This window comes from Vampirovibrionales bacterium, from assembly GCA_016712355.1.
Classification (GTDB): Bacteria; Cyanobacteriota; Vampirovibrionia; order Vampirovibrionales; family Vampirovibrionaceae; genus JADJRF01.
In genome coordinates this window covers 573,352-591,269 of record JADJRF010000005.1, presented here as the reverse complement: position 1 = coordinate 591,269, position 17,918 = coordinate 573,352, and the positions used below count along the sequence as shown (strand labels likewise).

Here is a 17,918-nt window from a genome sequence, read left to right as displayed (position 1 = left end):
TCCTCTATCCTAACGGTCGCGGCGCGCTTTGACCAGATCTGTCGCTTAAAATCAAAGCGTCCCCAGAGAAATTGGCACTTATTTAATGGCTTCGATATAGAGCGAGCCGGGCTTGTATTCTCCGCCTTCAGCGTTGCGATCCAGTCCCCAGTCGTTCCAGTGCGGGATCTGGCTCTCAGCATAGCTGACGACGCGCGTCTGCGAGAATCCGACGTCTTTTAACAGCGCCTGCAAACTGACCCGATCGTATGCCCACTGATGCGTCTCTCCGCGCTTGCGCGCGTCTCCCAGCAGACGATTTTCGAGCCACCGCAGCATAGGGCGCTGACGGCTGGTGCCAGCCGGTTCTCGTCGCACGCTTTGCTCTAGCATCTCGGCGATTTTCGATTCGTGCGTTGAGATATCCTCGGGCTGAGACAGGCAGGCGTCCAGGCTCTGCAAATACTGACGGCATAACGCTTCCCAGTCGGGGACGACAATGCGGTGGACGCCGCCGGGCCGCAGCGCGCGGAGCGTTTCGCGCAGAAAAGCAGGCGCCGCCTCGCGATCCAGATGCTCCAGAAAATGCGAATGATACGCCGCATCCACGCTATTATCAGCGTAAGGCAAGCCTTTGCGCAGATCGTAAGCCCGAATGGTTTCGGGCAGCGATTCCAGCGCCGCGCGTCTCTGTGCGCTCAAGAACGGCCAAATGAGCCATCGCAGAAGCAGATTGCGCTTGACAATCAGATAAATCGACCAGTCCAGATGCGCGACCTCTGGAGCAGAGGTCGTTTTGACGCCGCAGCCGATATTCAGGACAATCATGCGCGTTTCTGCGCTCCTATGACCGGTTGGGGACAATCCTGCGTTAAGGGATAAGCCTGCGCAACCAGAGCGGACCACTGGAACTGGGCGGCGCATCGTCGTGCTCCCTCTGCCAGCGTTGCGCGTAAATCCGGCGACGCGGCGAGTTCCGCGAGGGCTTCGACCAGTCTGCTCACCGCCTGGCGCTTGCTGAGACGGTTAACGTCGATGCGCCTGCCGCAGGCGTTATTGACCATCACGCCAGGGCCTCCCAAATTCCAGCATAGCACGGGGAGTCCGGCTGCCATCGCTTCCAGCGCCACGAATCCTCCAGAGTCATGAAGACTGGGGAAAACAAAGGCGTCGTAGTCGGCGTAGCGACAAAGCAGCTCTTCGCGCGGCAGGCGGGGAATCCACTCAATCTGCGCGTGGGGATGATGGTCAAGGCCCAGAGCGCGCGAACGCCCTCGAAGCCAGGCCGCCTGCGGCCCTTCGCCAACAATGGTGAAATGGCACGGAACGCCTCGCAAAGCCAGTTGGGCCACGGCTTCCAACGCGAGATGAACGCCTTTCCAGTACCAGAGTCGACTGACGCACAGCAGGCGGAATGGACGCGCATCGCAAGTCGCTTCGATTGGCGCAGAAGCCGGGACGCCTGCCGCTTCACTCGCAGTCAGTGCGGCCAGTGGCATCAGGGCTGTTTTAGGGTGGTAACGAGCGGGAATCAGCCGCAGCGTCTCGCCCGTACCTGCCCAGATGCGTTCGGCGCTGGCGAAGGTGAGACGCATCAACGGGTCCACCTGCGCCCATCGATTGCTGAGATCGCGCATCAATTCCCACGCCCATCCTTTTGAGGGGAATCCTTCTCGCAGTTGCCAGGGGGATGTTTCGCCCCCGCCTACGGGGCCAAAGATAAAGGGAATCCCCAATAATCCCATGAAGCTGGGCTGCCGGGCGCTGACAAATGTCGCATGATGCGCGCAATCAAATTGCTCAGCGCGATGAAGGGCGCGCGCGCGCCAGAACGCGCCGACCTGCCATAAAAAATAGTACAGATGAATGCCTCGGTAGCCTTTCTTCCAGAAGCTGGCCCAGCGCGGCAGGTCGTAATAGGCGAAGCGCAGTCGTCCTGCGTCGACGCTCGCCATCGGATGCGTCGCCAGAAAGGTTTCGATGGCCGTTCGGTTGGCGTTACGCGTGAGCGCCGTGACATCGTGCCCCGCTTGCGCCAGATGAACCGCCCATTGCCAGCCGATGCCCGGATCTGATCCCATTTGCGGCGCGCATGCGTAAGCCGACAGCAAAATCTTCATGACGCCGCCTTGTCTTGCGACGTTAAATCCAGCAAAGCCCATTCTAAGACGGGCGTTGCCTGCGCGTTCCCATCCTCAAACTGCTGTAGCGCCATTTGAAGCAGCGTAAATGCATAGAGGCGCTCTATCCAGTCGACTTCACCAGACAGATCCTCATCCAGCGTTTGAATATCCGGTAGGAAATCCGCCTGCAGCTGTGTAATGACCGAATCGCGCCGAATCACGGCCAGCGCATCGCGCGGCGTTCCCAATGTGAACGATTGGATAGCGTAAAAATAGCACGCATCCAGCAGCGGTAAGGCGGGCCAGCGCGCCCATTCCCAATCGACGGCGCCCAATTGACCATCTGCCTGACGTTTGAGATTCCACGGCGCGAAATCGCCATGGGCCATCACCGCAGGCAGCGCTGTTTGGCTGGAAATGGCGGCCAGTTGCGTTTCAATGACGCTGACTTGTTTCTGGCTAAGGCTTTTCCAGTCGTAAAAGCCCGTCTGCAGTCGTTCGCATTCATCTCCTAGCGAGAGCGTCTTGTCTGGCAGACGCAAACGTCTCAGAAAATCGCCATGATAGGCGCGTAAACGCCGCCCGGAGGGCGCGCCTGATAACGGCGTTAGTAATAGCGCCTCCAGCGCTGCGCTCTCTGGATTTCCTGCGGCCGACAACAGGCCGGGCGCAAGAGGACGGATGTTTTCTGGAAACGTTGCCAATTGCCTCAGCGCGTCGCGCTCGCGAGCGATGAGCGCCGATGCGCCCGGAGCGACTCCCCACTTGGAAATTTGCGTCAATGCGCCCGTTTGCGCCTCCCCATCAAAGGCGAGCCATTTCTGGCAATGGCACGGCGTCCCAACGTAGAAAGCTGGAAGCGTTTTCTGCGCCGTCTGAACGCGTAAGGCTTGCGCGCGCGGCCAGAGCCCCAATGCGCCAATGCGATAGCACAGACGAAATGCCGCCCATCCCAGCGCGGAAAGTCGACCGTAAGGGCGCCAGCCAGACAACGCTTTAGACGCAATGCGCCGCTCAGAACGCGGTAGAATCCAGCGCGGCGCGCCTGCCGCAGTGCGCACGATCCAGTAACGCGAGGGCCCGATGCCTAACGACGCCTGCTCTCCTGTCCGCGCGCTTAAGGCATTTGCCAGAGGGGCGATAGCAGGGTCAAAGGCCGGGGGATCCAGCGCTTGGGCGAGCGTTGACAAAATCTCAATCGTTTGCGCGCACACCGTCTCGATAGGCTGTGTCGCATCGAGGCTGCGTCCGCCCGGATACTGCGCGATGAACCCTTGATAAGCCGTAGCCAGAGAGGCGCACGCTTCGGGGCTCAGCTCCTGCTTGCGCGCCCGTAAAATATCCGGCGGCGCATTTAAGGCGATCATGACATCTGGCTTTGGGATCCAGCGTGACACCACGCTTGCCAGCCATGGAGGACCGGCGTAGCGGTAGCGTTTGGGGTCGATGATCACATCGTGAAAATAACGATCAAAAATAATCAGAGGCGGTCGTTCATGCGAACTTCGCGCTCTTGCGCTGGCGCGTCGGGCCTGACGGCGTAATCGCGGCATTCCCCACAGGTAATCGCAGGCGAAATACGCCAGCTTAAGCGTGGAGGATAAAACACTGCGCGGGGCTTGGCCATGAGGCGGCTCCAGCGGCGCTTGCCCCAGCGCCTGGACCGCTTTGCCAAAGCGGGGTCTCAGATGACAATAGGTGATTGGCGCGCCCCAGCGCTGCTTCAATGCCTGAATCAGCGCGGTTTTGCCACAGCCGTCCGGGCCGAGCAAAGCCAGTACTAAGGGCTTGGCCTCGCCTGACATTACGAAATCGTCCACTGGCGACGCAATCGCGTCAACGTATACCGCGGCTGCAAGAGCGCAGCCCCCGCCATGGCTGCTAACGCTTGAACGCGCCGTCCGTTAAGGTGATCCTGACCGGCCTGGCGATACAATTGCTTGGCGAGCAGCTTGCGTTCGCGTTGAAGCTTAACGCCCCAAGGCGCTTTTTCGCGTTCCGCCAGAAAAATCTCGCGCGAAGGCTCCGGCTGGCGGCGTCTTCGAGCGGCCATGCAAGCCCGTACCCAGTCATATTGAAGACGACCGGCTCTAAATTGAGAGGTGATTACGGATTCCTCGTGCAAGCGATAGGCCATTAGCGTTTCCGGCTGGACCAGAATGCGATGCCCGGCTTCCGCCAGTCTGGCCCATAGGTCGATATCGTCTGCAGGCCAGAACTGTCCCCGGTAGCCGCCGACGCCAAGCGCTGCCTCGCGTCGCATCACCACGCCGGGATGCAGCAAGCCAATCGCTTCGCCCGTTCTTAATGCGCGATCAAAGGCTTGCGGGCTCAGCAATTCACTGGCCGTCCGTCCAAAGCTCCGCCCTTGCGAATCCATATAAACGGCAAGACAGGAAGTGACGCTGATGTCGGGATGCTGGTTCAGGAAATCGATTTGTCGCGACAAGCGTTCGGGAAACATCACATCATCCGCGTCCATACGGGCAACCCACTCAGTGGACGCCACTGCCAGCGCGCGATTCAATGATTCGCCCATACCGCAATTCTCGTGACGTAATACCCGGATTCGTTCGGGGTCTTCTCGGGCGGCGGCGTCCATGAGCGCGCCGGAACCGTCTGTGGAGCCGTCGTCAATAATCCATAGCGTCCAGTGGGGCCACGTCTGCGCCCGGACGCTGTTGATGGCCTCCTGCAGAAATCGCCCGGCGTTGAACGCAGGCATCAGGACGCTAAGCGCGATTGCGGCGTCCTTTGAAGACATCAGGCCATGTCCTGCCGCTTCGTAAGATACGCTTGTCTGGCGCGCCGATAGCCTGCCCATAACGTCGCCAGATTCAAGCCTGCCAGTAAGACCAGGCCTACGGCGACGCCATTAAGTCCCATCAGGTGAATTAAGGGCCAGGCCAACGCGACGCTGGCCGCCGCCGTCACAAGATAACCCAGAAAGATAGGACGGGCCTCTTCCATGGCTCGTAAGGCGAAGGTTAATTGCTGCGCAAAGAATGCAAGACCGTACGTGAGAGCGAATCCGATGACCACGCCCGCGTACTGGCCGAAATCCGCTCCATAAAAAAGCGTCATTAACGCATTCGGCGCGACGATTGCAGGCGCCAGTAACGCCAGGGTGCCCACGGCGCCTAATAGAGTGGTCCGTCGTAAACTGATCGACATGGCCGCCGCCCCCCGATGCCGCAGGAGAGACGCCAGACGGACGGGGATAAAATTGGAGAAGGCGTTAAACAGAATATGCGCCACGCCGACAATATTCTGGGCGGCCTTCAGAGCGCCGACCGCCGCAGGGCCAAGCCACCATCCGGCGGCGAGAATGAGGGTGGAGCCGGACATCCATTGCAGCACGGCGGAGCCGCTGAGCCAGCGGGCGCTGCGCCAGTTGCGTCGAAATGCCGGCCAGAAAAACTCTTCTTCGATTTTCATCGGCGTGAGCGAAGCGAGTCCGACCGCCGCCGCAAGCCCCGATGTGGCGGCGATGATCCAGAGCGCAGCTTCCAGAGAAGGGCCGCCGAAAGCTTGTGGGGCAAATATCCACGCCCCTAGCAACGCCGCCTGCGATCCGTAGCTCAGGACGTCATTAATAAAAGCTGCCTGATACCGTCTGAGCGTAAAGAAATAACGTCTCAGAAATTCCTGAAGCTGGCATGTGACCAGTGTCAGGGCAATAGGGAGGCCCAACCCGGTCAAGCCCCATTGAGGGGCGTATCGACCCAGGGCTTCGGCGCCGAGACCCAGCAGGATAAAACCGATCAAGGCGGCGATGAGTTGCTGTAGGAGCGCGGCGCCGTAGTAAGCGGGCTCATCGTCGGCGTTTTGTTGAGGACCGATGCTCATCATCGGCGCCAGAATCATGGCCATTTGCAACGTCGCAGCAAGCGAAATCGCCAGCCATACCGCCGAAAAGCGTCCAAATGCTTCCAACCCCAGACAACGGGCCAGGACAATGCCGGTGAGGAAGTTCACCCCGCTTACCAGCCCTTGATCCAGCAAAGTCCAGTTGAGCGCCCTCGCGTCGGTCATGTTGCGTCGAACGGCGGTGAGGCGCCCGCGCCATCGGGTGGTATGTCGGGTCATGGTTTCAGGTTGCGCCGACATGAGACGTCTCCTCGGCATTTTGGGACGCGGCGGCGCGCGCAAGACGTCGAACGGCTTGCTCTTGGCTCTTATGCGCCACGAGTAAGGCGTCGCCCGCATCGACAATAATCAGTCCCGCCACCCCCAGCGCTGCGACGGTTTTTCCGGGCGTCTGGGCGTAAATAAGACAGTCTTGCGATTCTTCCAGAAAAACGCGTCCGGGGCCTTCCCGCAAGACAGCATTATCGTTGGCGTCTTTCATGCCCATTTCCCAGAGGGCGCGCCAGGAACCGATGTCGTTCCAGCCCATTTCCACCGGCGCAACGGCTGCGTGCGCGGTTTTTTCCATGACGGCGTAGTCAATCGAGCCCGAAGGACATGTCTCCAGAGAGGCTCTGTCCAATCGGGTAAAATCAGCATCGCGCCGCGCCAAGTCTAACGCCTGCTCGCACGCGGCGCGCATCGCTGGCTGAAACAGCGTTAGTTCTTCAAGATATCGATCGGCGCGAAAGACGAACATCCCGCTATTCCAGAAAAAATCGCCTGCGCGCACAAATTCGCGCGCCGTCAGTTTGTCTGGTTTTTCTACAAAGCGGCTGACGGCATAAAGCGTGTAATCCCCTGTTGCGCCAAGGTCTTCAAGCGGTTCGCCGCGTTGAATATAGCCGTATCCGGTTTTGGGCGCGTCCGGTTGAATTCCGAACGTGGTGAGATAACCCGCCTGAGCCGCTTGGCAAGCGGCCTGCGCCACGGCGCGAAAGGCTTCTGCATCGGTAATGGCGTGATCGGAGGGTAGGACCAGCAGCGTCGCGTCGGGATCGCGACGTACAGCCTCCAGAGCGGCGAATGCGACGGCTGGCGCCGTATTACGTCCGATGGGCTCCAGTAAGATCGCGGTTGGACGAATATTCAGGGCGCGGAGTTGTTCGGCGAGCAGGAAGCGGTGGTCGTCGTTGCAGATGAGAATAGGCGCGTCGAGGTCGGGCAGGCCTGAGAGCCTCAGAAGCGTTTCCTGAAGAAGGCTATGGCCGCTGTCGCTGCCTGAGAGCGACAAAAACTGCTTGGGCCGCTCTGGCCGAGAGATGGGCCATAGCCGCGACCCGGCGCCGCCGGACAGAATCACGGGAATCAGCATGAAGGCTCCCTGCGTTGGGCGTTACTTGACCATATTATTGATGTTGGACATGCCGCCTGTCACGAAGAAAAATGGCTGGGTCATCTGACTCAGGAGCTGGAGGCCGTCGCGTACGCTGGACAGCTTGCTGTCAGCCACATAGACGACGTCGCCTGCCATCAGCTCGAAGTTGACCTTGCGGCGATCGATGCGGAATTGGCTGAAGCTGCCTTGCTGGGTCGGACGCTGTACCAGGACGACGCTTTCGCGGGAATAGGACTTAAAGCCGCCCGCCAGTGAAACGGCGGCATTCAGCGAATTGTTATTGGGATCGATCTGGATTTCTCCCTGCTTTTCAACGGCGCCCAGCACAATAACAGGGAATTTTTCGCCATAAAACGTAGAGCGGCACACGAGCCGGAAGAGTTCGGGAGACATGGGCGCCGACGCGGCGGGAACCGAAACCGTGTCGCCGGGCATCAGCCAGATGTCGCGATTATCGCCTTTCAGCAATAAATCCATTAGATCGTAGTCGTCTTGAATGCCGGTTTCATTATGGCGCACGGCGATGTGACGAAGATCAGAGAAGAGGGTCAGACCGCCTGCTCGCTTGAGTACGTTGGTCAGCGTCAATTCCATCTTCTCTTGTAGCTCGCTGGCGATGGTGGAGTTATTTTGCCCTTGACGGATAAACTGGTAAGTGCCGGGGCGACGAACGGCGCCCGAAATATAAATAAGCGCCGGGCGCAATTCAGGAACGCTGAGCGTGATGACAGGTTGTTTCAGGTAAAACCGGAATTTCTCTTCCAGCCAGGTTTCCAGCCCGGCAAGATCGCTGCCGGCGATGTAAAACTCGCCAAAAGGATGAATAGACGCGTAGCCATCCGGGCGAATGTCAAAGCGTTGGTCGTAGGCGCTCAAATCACGGATTTTCATATCGATTTTGTCGCCGGGTCCTAAAATATAGCGTCCTTCCTGGCTGCTGACGCGTCCTTTCAGATACGTAACCGGCATCATACGTCCGCTATCGCCTACTTTTCGCGCCAGCGGAATGTCTCCCGGCGGCGTCATCACGGCGGCGTCGCGCCCGTCATGGCGAAAGGGCTGGACAATATCGCCCACATGGGCCGGAATCGCCTTAATCGCCGATTCTGGCGGTGGATCCTGAAAACTGTTTTGGGCGCTCGCGTCAGCCGTTGTGCCAGCAAGCGCTACGCAAACAAACGCCCGGATCGCAAGCAGGCGGACGTTATGGCGATTTATTTTACGCCAATAGTCGAATGTCCTTATAATCAGGCTCATATCCACTCGCGTCTCACTCCTCACAACCGCCTCGCGCTTTTTACTTTAAAAAGAGGCCCGTGCGCCACACGGATTCATTATGATCGTTGCCGTCCGAGCGCCGGATCCTATGGATGGCGGATCTGGCGTTTCTTACGATTTAGGGCGACGTAACCGCTTTAGCCGGCGAGAAAACGCCTTGCCGAATACGGTAGGAACGCCAAGCAACAAGGTTTTCTGCATCTCTATCCAGCGCGTGACCGTCATGCGACGGGGCTCACAGACCTCTCGCAGCTTGTCCGGGTGAACCAGCGCAAGGGGAATGACGCTTCCGATCTCAGCTTCTGTCGCCAGTTCCGGGTAGTCGGCCAAGCGATCGCGTTGGACATACAGCATCATGTTTTGCTTGTACCACCAGTTGACCTCCGCAAGCGCCCATACCCGCCGCCGTAAGGCATCAACGGGGATAAAGCCTTCTGCCTCAAAACGCTTTGCCCAATAGTCCTGCCATTGCTCGTTGACGTGATGCGCGCCGCCTTGATGGGGAATCGCCGCCGAAAATAAGACCACTGGCGCCAGTTGCGTCAGCGTTTTAATAAACGCTTGCGCGCTCGCAGGATCCAGATGTTCAGCGACTTCCAGCGACATGGCCAGATCAAAGCGCCGGTCCAGCGTGAACGGGCGTTCTAAATTGCGCGCCTGAAAACTCTCAGAAGGAATCAACAATTGCGCGCTTCTCACGTAATCGCCGTCTACGCCCAGGATATCGCTGATGCCATGCGCGCGGCATACCGATAGCCATGCGCCATGGCCGCATCCGACGTCTATGACGGATTGCGCCTTTGTCCAATCAAGCGCGAAAGGGAGGATGGTCTGAGCGGACGTAATCGCATCTTTTTCATGCGCGTTGAAAAATGCGGCGTTATACGTGGGCGTAGAGGGGGGCGTCATGAAAAAGCTCTCCCTGTCGTAAGTCCTTGAAGAAAACTCAATAAAAAGGCGCAGATGCGCGTCAAGCGGCATTTTAGCTCACAGGCGCCCGTGCTGACCTCCCCCATCCGCGCGAGGCGAACTCGTGGGTCTATACCGCGACGCGGGTTGCCCAGCCGCACGCCTTAAAGACGCGAATCATGCCGTAGGTCACGTCCATTTCATACCAGGCGCGCCCGCAGCGAGCTGAACGTGGATGCGCATGGTGATTGTTGTGCCAGCCTTCGCCCCAAGTGAGCAATGCGACCCACCAGTTATTGCGACTGGTATCGGCTGTCTCAAAAGAGCGATACCCCCACAGATGCGCCGCTGAATTGACGAACCATGTGGCGTTAAGTCCGGCGATAATCCGTAAAAAGCCGCCCCAGACCAACAATGATACTCCTAAACGCCACCCGCCCCAATAGGCGCCAGCCGCAAACAGCGTCGCTAGAAAAATCGCATTGATTGAAACGTAATGCCGTTCCAGAAAGCGCATGCCTGGGTCTCGCTGCAAATCCGGGGCGAGCCGCTGGGTGGTTTCGCGCGCCTCGTCGAGTTGCGGATGGCGAAAAAATGCCCACAGAAAATGAGACCACCAGAAGCTGTTGCGTGGCGAATGCGGATCCCCGTCTCGATCCACGCGCCGGTGATGCAGACGATGGCATGCGACCCACCAAATGGGGCCGCGTTGATAGGCGAGACAGGCAAGCAACGCCAATAAAAATTTCAATGGTCGCGCCATTTGGCAGCTCTGGTGCGCCAGAACCCGGTGATAGCAAAGGGCGATGCCCAGACAAATGGTCAGGAAATACAACCCCAGGAAGGCCGCCGCACCCGCCCAGCTAAAGGTGAAAGGCGCCGCCAGCGCGGCGATGTGTAACACGATGTACGTCGCCAGAAGCGGCGCATTAAAGCGTCCTCGGGTGGCATAAGCTGGAAAAATCGCGCTTGTCGCCACCGGAATCTCCTCAGGCCTACGGAAACGTCCTTCTTGACGGCTCATTGAAGACAACGCCCCAAGCGCCTTCTGCAAGGAGTGGCAGTATAGCCCAAAATCACAAAAAAAGCCCCGTTACCGCAAAGGCTTGCGTGAGATGACGCGCGAGCGTTAGTCGCCGCCGAGCAGCGTTCCGAAAATCTTTCCGGCGAGACCGCCGGGGCCGCGTGTTTGGACGCCGCCTAGACCGCTGGCGCTGACGAGCCGATCCGCCAGGCGATTTAATGGCATCGATTGCAGATAGACTTTGCCAGGTCCGGCGAGATGCGCGAAAAACAGGCCTTCTCCCCCGAATAACGCGGTTTTGACGCCTTTCACCAGGCGGATGTCATAGTCAATGGAGGCGCTCATCGCTGCCAGGCATCCGGTATCGACGCGCAGCGTCTGGCCGGGTTTGAGTTCAAGCGGAAAAACCATGCCGCCCGCATGCGCAAACGCCTGCCCCGGACCGGTCAGCTTCTGTAAAATAAAACCTTCGCCGCCGAAAAGACCGGCCCCGAAGCGTTTGGTGAAGGCGATATCCATATCCACCGTGGTTTCTGCGCACAGGAAGGCGCTGCGCTGGCATAGCATCGGCCCGGTTTCCGACAGATTTAATTCGATGATCTTTCCGGGGTTGGGCGCGGAGAAGCCGACTGCGCCGGCTTGATGATGCGCCGTACACACGGTCATAAACAGGCTGTCGCCAGCCAGCATGCGTTTGGCGCCTTTCCACAGCTTGCCGATCGTATCGCTGTTCTCGGCGCCGCCCGCTCCCAGACGTGTTTCCATCTCGACGCCGTCGGTCATGTACAGCATGGCGCCCGCTTCCGCCATGACGGACTCGCCCGGTTCCAGCGAGATTAAAATCGCCTGCAGGTCGTCGCCAAGGATTTTGTGTTTCATGGGAAAGAACTCCTTTTCGGCCGCTCGTTTGGCTTTCGGGACAAGAGCCCGGGCGCTTGAATAGAATCGCTCAGAGACCCGAGACGACTCGTTTCTTTTTCAGGAGCACGCGTTATTTATCCAGAAATAATCTGGACGATTTCCACTGACCAGGCGGCGCCGGGGGCCAGCGTGATGCGCCAATGCGGGAGCAGCGCGCTTGACTGATAGACGCGATCAAAGCCGCTCTCGGACTTGGAGAACGTCTCAATCGGAAAGCGCCAGAGATCGGCGCGTTGGCTAAAGTGGAGTTGATAATCGATCTGGTTGTACTCATCTTTCAGGCCGATCGCGGCAATCTCGCGCAGCGTGCCGGTAGAGGCCAAATGCGGGTGCGCAATACTGGTGTCCGCATGGCAGGAAGGCTCCGTGAGCGCAGCGCTTTGAGACGCGTGCGGCGCCGCCTTCGCTCGTAACGTCTTGCCTGAAGGCTTTTCCGGGGCTGTCGCGTCTGCCACAGGTAGGTAGTAATAACGATCGGGCGCATGCGGGGCGAGCAAATTGACGTTGAACTCGGGGGCGAATGTCAGCGATAATGCGCTTTCGCCGGGATTGCGAAGGGTGTAGAGGATATGGACCCGCGCGGCGTCTCTGGCGATTTCCAGCCGCTTTTCGACAGAGAGCGGGCGGCGATGGTCTTGCTGCCAGACGTGCCCATCGCGATGCAGGGTGACCATCAGGCCGACGGGAAGGGGCGTGATGGCGGCCTCGTAGGGCTGATCCACAAAATCGCCTTGCTCGGGGAATTGGCAGGTTTTCATGGTTTGTAAATTGGCGCCCTCGCCCAGGAAGTGGTCCAGCAGGCTCGCGCGCCGATGCCAATCGTACGCAAGGCCTTCTCCTTCATGGTGGGCGGCATGATACGGTTCAGGACGGCGAGACAATGTATCCAGCAGATTAAAGTTTTTGGGCCGGTAGTCCAGTTCGTAGAGCATGCCGCCTTCAGCCGGATCAAGATACAAATTCTGGAACGGCGTTTCCACGGCGATTTCCGCTTCTCCATCTCCGTCGAGATCCTGCGTAAGTGCCTCGCAGAAGGTTTTGCTCCGAGTCAGGCTGTCTGCGAGCGATTCGGCCTCCAATAGCCGGCGATAATTGGCGCTGCGTAAATTAGTGAGATAGAGGCCGCCAAAAACGCCATGCCAAAAGACATCATTGGATTGTCCGCGCCATAGACAATCTAGCGCCTGTTGGGCCTGTTGGCGTTCGGCGGGTTTGCCTTTTTCTGCTTTATTGATGGCGGCGCGGACTTTATCGGCAACGTACAGCATTTTTTTATGCAGTGCGTTTGATTCGGGATACTTCACCAGAAAATGCCGCCAGAAACCTGCGCGCACGAAACGACGCGAAGCGTCATCGGTCTGGGTCAGCGCCCGTTGATAGTCGCTGGCGAGTTGATGCGGCATCGCCCATTCCAGCATTTCGGCATAACTGGCGGTGGGAAGATACGCCCGGCCAATGGGGCGCGTGCGATCTCGATACTGGCTTGGCGTGACGCTCTGGATAACGTCGGCGTTGTTTTCGATAGCTGTAAAGAACTTGTCCAGCCATTTTTCCTGATACACCCATTTGTGAGTGCCGGGCCAGACGCCGAACTTCTCGCCGTCATCCATGTACACCGCCGCCTGACCGCGGCGGTTTTCGGCGGCTTCTTGACGAAGGTAATCCATGAGTGATTCCGGCGGATCGTAAGGAATACGATAACGCAGGGTTTTATTCACCGGGAAAATTTCCAGCAGACGGCCCTGTTCTTCAGTGACATAGCGTCCGAAGAGATCCGGGTCATCAAACCCGGCGGCCTTGAAGTGGGTGTCGTCGAGGCAGGCGAAGCCGACGCCCGCTTCGGCGATAAATTTGACCAGATGCGGCTCCCATACGCGCTCCGCAAGCCAGAGTCCCTGCGGCGCGCATCCGGTAAGCTCTTCTACGCGCGCGCTAAGGCGGCGAATCTGCCCTATTTTGTCGGCGTCGGGGATCATCGCCAGAATGGGCTCGTAATACCCGCCGCTCAGCATTTCAACTTGCCCGCGCGCAACCAGGCGGCGTAATTGGTCGAGGTGCTCGCTGTGATGGTCCGCGATCCAGTCCAGCAGATAGCCCGTGTAGTGGATCGCCATCGCCACGCGCGGATGATCGGTCAGTACGTCGAGAAAAGGTTGATAGCAGCGATCATAGGCTTCTTCAATCACATGATGCCAGTTGTCGACCGGCTGATGGTTATGGATGCCCAAAATCAGGTGAATGGGAGATGTCATCAGGCAAGCCCCTTTCGATGTAAGCCTACTCTCTGCAAGCCGCGCGGTTTATTCAGCATTCTCGCGCGCCTGTGAGCGCTATCATACCGCAACCCCCTTCGCCTGAAGAGAGCGACGCGCAGAAGTCGGCGATCGGTTTGAGACGTCCCCGTCAGGTTTGTTTACAAATTGGCATCAGATTGCCTTGAGCTTGCTTTATCTCTTTGTCAGGAGCGCCGAGAGCGGGCGATCGTGACAGAAGGGGTCTGCGCTTTTCCCGATAAGGAAATTAAAACGCCTGGCCGTGGCGCGCCCGACAAGCTTTATCTGTCCATATTCCGATAACGTGCTACTCTCTCTCCCCCATACAGTGACGCCCGTCGGCCAACGCCCGGGCGTTTTCTTTTGAATCAGGCAGGCTGTGTTCTAATTAACGCATAATCTGCATATTTGAGAAAATTTCCATCATGCTATCGACCATCACCATGCCAATCGGTCCAAAAATAGAAACAAAAATGGCTGGGAATAAAAAGATATAAATGGGCATGACCATTTTGACCGGAATTTTATTGGCCTTCTCTTCAGCCTTTTGCAGGCGTTTCACGCGCAGCGAGTCAGCTTGTACGCGCAAGGTATGCGTCACGCTGGAGCCCATTTCATAAGCCTGAGCCAAAGCGTTGATAATGACGTTAAGATCTTCTACCCCAGTGCGGTGCGCCATATCGAGCATCGCCTCTTTACGGGGGCGCCCAAAGGCGATGTCCTTGTTATAGCGGAGGAGTTCTTCTCTCAGATATTCGGACGTTCGCGCGCCGTTCATGTTCGCGATTTTAGAAATGGCCATATCGAGCCCCAGGCCGGCTTCTACGCAGATGACCAGTAAATCCAGAAAATCCGGCAAGCTTTTCTGAATGCTGTCCTGACGTTTGCCCGCCTGTTGCATCAACCATATCAAAGGTAACGCATAGCCTGCCGACGCAAATACAATTGCCACCAGCAAACCAATCATCAGGGGTACTTTGCCGACCAGCGTGATGACGCTTGCCAGAAACGCAAGAATTAATGCGGATAATAATAACTGAATGCCCAGGAAAATCTTTGGATAATGCGGCTGCGTATATCCCGCTTGAATCAGCTTTGCCCGAACAAACGATTTATTGCCCAGTGGAATGATGGCTTGCGTCTGATCAAATATTTTCTGCGCGAGGGGAAACAAAACGCGTTCGTTAAACGATTTGTCGAGGTCTTTCTTACGCAGGAGCTTTCCTGCTTCAACCGGCATCATGCCGGCGCTTAATCGGGCGACTCGATCAACGACGGTTTTGTTCTCGCCCCTTGATCGCCCCGCCCAAAAGGCGGCGAACATTAATCCGGCTGTTATTAAGACGCAAATGATTATCAGGCCCATGCTAGATAAACTCCTGCTGCGTCGATAAGGACGATCATTGTCATACCTCGATTTGAACGATTTTAAACAGGACTCCGATGCCCATTACCATCCACACGCCTGCCGCAATGAGCAACACCATGCCGATAGGATTGGTCACGAATTTGGTAACAGGTTCCGGTAAAAAGAGGTAAATCACGCCCATTAGGAAAAACGGCACGCAAACCACGATACTGGCCGATAGTTTTCCTTGTGCAGAAATTGCCGTGACCTTGCGTTTAAGTTTAAAACGTTCACGGATCGTATGACTGATATTGCCTAATAATTCAGCCATATTACCGCCAGTTTCTTTCTGAATTAGAAGCGCAGTGACGAATAAATCAACATCGGTCAGTGGGATGCGCCGTGACAGATTGCGCATGGTGGTTTCCAGTGTTGCGCCCAAATTGGTCTCTGCTGCAATTTTGCCGAATTCGGTGCCCCATGGGTCTTCAAAATTATCGGCAATTTGTTGAACGGCGCGATTAAACCCAAAGCCGGTTTTAAAACAGTTGCGCAGCGCGTCCAGGACGTCGGCGAATTGTGCTTCTGCCCGTCGAATGCGTAACCAGATGCGGATTTTAAGATAGGCCGCTGGCGTAAAGAGGCCCCCTAAGCCTGCGAGGATCCCGATAAAGGGCGCTTGCCCTAAAACGACGACGGCTATCAAGCCTGCAATTGCGCCGACGCCACCGCAGATCATCAAAAATTCGCGGCTGCGGATAAGCATGTTGGCGCGTTCAAGGTCCGTTTCCAGTCGATCCAGCGCGGTTTGCGCGTCGCCTTGCTTTTTACGGCGCTTGAGGACCGCTTCGCTTCCTATGGAAGCCCCGGTCAAGAGGGAGGCACCTGAGGTCGAGACGCCCGCGCCTGCTGCGCGACCCACTACCGACTCCACATGCTCGCGCGCTTTGACCTGTTTCTCTAATAACGCTTTATAGGCTGCCATTAAGGCCATGAACACTGTCGAAGCGACCAGCGCAATGAGAATGCCATCCATGTTCATAGCGCGCATCTCCTGCGTTTAAATCGCAAACATCGACATATCAATCTCAACGCCTTCGGCAATCAGCGTGTCGAGAAAGCGCGGGCGAACGCCCGTGTAGCGAAATTCTCCAATCACGCGGCGGTCTTCATCCAGTCCCCGCTGCGCAAAAGCGAAGACATCCTGCAGGAGAATCACGTCGCCTTCCATGCCGACCACTTCGGTGATGTTCATAACGCGTCGACTCCCATCACTGAGCCGACTGGCCTGAATGATAACGTTGACCGCCGAAGCGATTTGCTCGCGAATCGCCTTTTGCGGCAGATCATAGCCCGCCATCATCACCGGGTCGGTGACCGTCTGAAAGCCTTTCCCTGAAAGGATTTCTTTTTCAAAAATTTCTGTTTCCGGAAGTTTCTGATCGGATCTCCTCTCTGCGGAGGAAGCGGTTTAAACAGCGATCCGGGCTAATGATAGGAGAAGGAATAACGTTTATGACGCTGACACTCACCACTACCAAAGCCGCCCAAGATTTGGGCGTTTCTCCCCGCCAGGTTGTCAATCTCTGTCGCGCGGGTCGATTGCCGCATCATATTCTGTCGATTGGCGAGCGAACGACTTACGCAATTTTGCCCTATCATCCGGATTATATCGCATTCAAAAAAGCTAATGCGGGTAAAAAGAAGCGTCAGCCGCCAGCGCCTGCAGCCGTTGCAGTTCTACCGCTTGAAGCGCAGTTTGATTTTGAGGACTATCGTTTCCAATTACGGCGTGGGGTCTTGCTGGGCGTTCGCGCCTCAGATAGAACCGTTCTTAATTATGTCAAAGGCGTTCGATTCTTTTTGAGTTATTTTGGGGAGATCTCGCCCGAAAATCTGGATCGTATGGAGCGTTATTATCAAGACAAGGCGATCCAGAAAGGCGATACTCGGGATGATTATTACCCGACACGATGCCAGCTTTTCAATGCGGTGTTATCCGCAGCCAAGTATCAACATTACAAGGCGTATGAGAATGAAGATTATGATCATTCTGAAATCGTGCGACGTATCAAGGTCAAGCGCCCAAAACCGGTCAACATTACCAAACGGCAAGCCGTGTTTGAACCCAATGCCATCAAGGCCTTGATCGACGCTGCCGCCGTCTGCAGGGACTTCACTGCCTATGATCGTATTTTAAACAAGGCTCTGCTGACGGTCGGCTACCTGACAGCGTTCCGCTGCAATGGCCTCTGTAATATCCGACTCGATGATCTTGATTTCAGCGGACATCGCAACAACGGACAGCCTTCGATCACCACCATCGACAAGTATGGTAAAGAGGTCACCTCGCCTTTCCCTCCCGACGCGCAGGCGGCTGTTCGCGAATATCTTACAATTCGCAAAGCGGTCGATTCGCCCTACCTGTTCATTGGGGAGCGTGGCAATCATTTGACGCGCGACACTTTGAGTAAGCGAATGGGGCGTCTGGGCCGGAAATTCGGGTTAAAGGGCTTCACCACGCACGCCCTGCGTCGCAGCGTAGCGACCGCCGTCGCCATGAATGGCGACACGTTGGCTGCGCAACATCTACTTCATCACGCCCACTTGAATACGACGCAAATCTACCTCAAGCCCTCGGTTCCTCGCATGCTAGCGCGGCTCAATACGTTGTCGTTGTCAGGCGGGTAGAGAACAAAGTTTTGGGTTTCTTCAAGCCCCTAAAAATTGTTTGACATGCTATTAGAATTGACATCATGCGCCATCTCATTGTACTCTTGTGAAAACCACATGAAGTCAGACACTTTGACATGCT

15 protein-coding genes are annotated in these 17,918 nt (G+C 56.9%); 1 reads left to right on the top strand and 14 read right to left on the bottom strand.

Annotated elements, in window-relative coordinates; genetic code table 11:
* Positions 1-78: 78 nt before the first annotated feature.
* The 14 genes from IPK79_04125 to IPK79_04060 form a co-directional block, all read right to left on the bottom strand.
* Complete coding sequence (locus IPK79_04125) at positions 79-807, bottom strand: methyltransferase domain-containing protein (GenBank protein ID MBK8189617.1); 729 nt, start codon at positions 805-807, stop codon at positions 79-81.
* Positions 804-2,099: a glycosyltransferase family 4 protein gene (locus IPK79_04120; GenBank protein MBK8189616.1), complete on the bottom strand. Its 1,296-nt coding sequence runs from the start codon at positions 2,097-2,099 to the stop codon at positions 804-806. Before IPK79_04120 ends, IPK79_04125 begins: the two co-directional genes overlap by 4 nt.
* Positions 2,096-3,907, bottom strand: a complete 1,812-nt coding sequence (locus tag IPK79_04115; protein MBK8189615.1) for a hypothetical protein — start codon at positions 3,905-3,907, stop codon at positions 2,096-2,098. Before IPK79_04115 ends, IPK79_04120 begins: the two co-directional genes overlap by 4 nt.
* Positions 3,907-4,866 carry a glycosyltransferase family 2 protein gene (locus IPK79_04110; protein MBK8189614.1) on the bottom strand — a complete coding sequence of 320 codons (960 nt, stop codon included), beginning with the start codon at positions 4,864-4,866 and terminating at the stop codon, positions 3,907-3,909. Before IPK79_04110 ends, IPK79_04115 begins: the two co-directional genes overlap by 1 nt.
* Positions 4,866-6,212, bottom strand: coding sequence for an oligosaccharide flippase family protein (locus tag IPK79_04105; GenBank protein MBK8189613.1), 1,347 nt, complete (start codon positions 6,210-6,212; stop codon positions 4,866-4,868). The genes IPK79_04110 and IPK79_04105 overlap by 1 nt, the downstream gene beginning before the upstream one ends.
* Positions 6,196-7,326, bottom strand: coding sequence for a mannose-1-phosphate guanylyltransferase/mannose-6-phosphate isomerase (locus tag IPK79_04100; protein ID MBK8189612.1), 1,131 nt, complete (start codon positions 7,324-7,326; stop codon positions 6,196-6,198). Before IPK79_04100 ends, IPK79_04105 begins: the two co-directional genes overlap by 17 nt.
* Positions 7,327-7,347: 21 nt before the next feature.
* Positions 7,348-8,613: a polysaccharide biosynthesis/export family protein gene (locus tag IPK79_04095; protein ID MBK8189611.1), complete on the bottom strand. Its 1,266-nt coding sequence runs from the start codon at positions 8,611-8,613 to the stop codon at positions 7,348-7,350.
* A gap of 126 nt (positions 8,614-8,739) precedes the next feature.
* Positions 8,740-9,537, bottom strand: coding sequence for a methyltransferase domain-containing protein (locus tag IPK79_04090; protein ID MBK8189610.1), 798 nt, complete (start codon positions 9,535-9,537; stop codon positions 8,740-8,742).
* Positions 9,538-9,667: 130 nt separating this feature from the next.
* A complete protein-coding gene (locus tag IPK79_04085) occupies positions 9,668-10,516 on the bottom strand; it encodes a fatty acid desaturase (protein ID MBK8189609.1) in 849 nt (282 codons plus the stop codon).
* 150 nt (positions 10,517-10,666) lie between these two features.
* Positions 10,667-11,440 carry a TIGR00266 family protein gene (locus IPK79_04080; protein MBK8189608.1) on the bottom strand — a complete coding sequence of 258 codons (774 nt, stop codon included), beginning with the start codon at positions 11,438-11,440 and terminating at the stop codon, positions 10,667-10,669.
* 116 nt (positions 11,441-11,556) lie between these two features.
* Positions 11,557-13,734, bottom strand: coding sequence for a DUF1926 domain-containing protein (locus tag IPK79_04075; protein MBK8189607.1), 2,178 nt, complete (start codon positions 13,732-13,734; stop codon positions 11,557-11,559).
* A gap of 409 nt (positions 13,735-14,143) precedes the next feature.
* Positions 14,144-15,121 (bottom strand): type II secretion system F family protein, encoded by a 978-nt coding sequence (locus IPK79_04070; GenBank protein ID MBK8189606.1) that lies wholly within the window; start codon positions 15,119-15,121, stop codon positions 14,144-14,146.
* Between the two features lie 40 nt (positions 15,122-15,161).
* On the bottom strand, positions 15,162-16,145 hold the full coding sequence (locus IPK79_04065; protein ID MBK8189605.1) for a type II secretion system F family protein: 984 nt from the start codon (positions 16,143-16,145) through the stop codon (positions 15,162-15,164).
* An 18-nt stretch (positions 16,146-16,163) separates the two neighbouring features.
* The gene (locus IPK79_04060) at positions 16,164-16,466 is read right to left on the bottom strand and encodes a hypothetical protein (GenBank protein MBK8189604.1); all 303 of its coding nucleotides are present in this window, start codon (positions 16,464-16,466) and stop codon (positions 16,164-16,166) included.
* A gap of 152 nt (positions 16,467-16,618) precedes the next feature.
* Between IPK79_04060 and IPK79_04055 the strand changes: the two genes are divergently transcribed.
* Positions 16,619-17,794: a tyrosine-type recombinase/integrase gene (locus IPK79_04055; GenBank protein MBK8189603.1), complete on the top strand. Its 1,176-nt coding sequence runs from the start codon at positions 16,619-16,621 to the stop codon at positions 17,792-17,794.
* Positions 17,795-17,918 lie beyond the last annotated feature (124 nt).

Excerpts from the sequence above, each read along its gene's own strand:
- IPK79_04055 (MBK8189603.1), top strand. The coding sequence starts at position 16,619 with ATGACGCTGACACTCACCACTACCAAAGCCGCCCAAGATTTGGGCGTT.
- IPK79_04105 (MBK8189613.1), bottom strand. The coding sequence starts at position 6,212 with ATGTCGGCGCAACCTGAAACCATGACCCGACATACCACCCGATGGCGC.
- IPK79_04115 (MBK8189615.1), bottom strand. The coding sequence starts at position 3,907 with ATGTCAGGCGAGGCCAAGCCCTTAGTACTGGCTTTGCTCGGCCCGGAC.
- IPK79_04100 (MBK8189612.1), bottom strand. The coding sequence starts at position 7,326 with ATGCTGATTCCCGTGATTCTGTCCGGCGGCGCCGGGTCGCGGCTATGG.
- IPK79_04060 (MBK8189604.1), bottom strand. The coding sequence starts at position 16,466 with ATGATGGCGGGCTATGATCTGCCGCAAAAGGCGATTCGCGAGCAAATC.
- IPK79_04090 (MBK8189610.1), bottom strand. The coding sequence starts at position 9,537 with ATGACGCCCCCCTCTACGCCCACGTATAACGCCGCATTTTTCAACGCG.
- IPK79_04125 (MBK8189617.1), bottom strand. The coding sequence starts at position 807 with ATGATTGTCCTGAATATCGGCTGCGGCGTCAAAACGACCTCTGCTCCA.
- IPK79_04110 (MBK8189614.1), bottom strand. The coding sequence starts at position 4,866 with ATGTCTTCAAAGGACGCCGCAATCGCGCTTAGCGTCCTGATGCCTGCG.
- IPK79_04065 (MBK8189605.1), bottom strand. The coding sequence starts at position 16,145 with ATGAACATGGATGGCATTCTCATTGCGCTGGTCGCTTCGACAGTGTTC.
- IPK79_04120 (MBK8189616.1), bottom strand. The coding sequence starts at position 2,099 with ATGAAGATTTTGCTGTCGGCTTACGCATGCGCGCCGCAAATGGGATCA.
- IPK79_04075 (MBK8189607.1), bottom strand. The coding sequence starts at position 13,734 with ATGACATCTCCCATTCACCTGATTTTGGGCATCCATAACCATCAGCCG.
- IPK79_04070 (MBK8189606.1), bottom strand. The coding sequence starts at position 15,121 with ATGGGCCTGATAATCATTTGCGTCTTAATAACAGCCGGATTAATGTTC.
- IPK79_04080 (MBK8189608.1), bottom strand. The coding sequence starts at position 11,440 with ATGAAACACAAAATCCTTGGCGACGACCTGCAGGCGATTTTAATCTCG.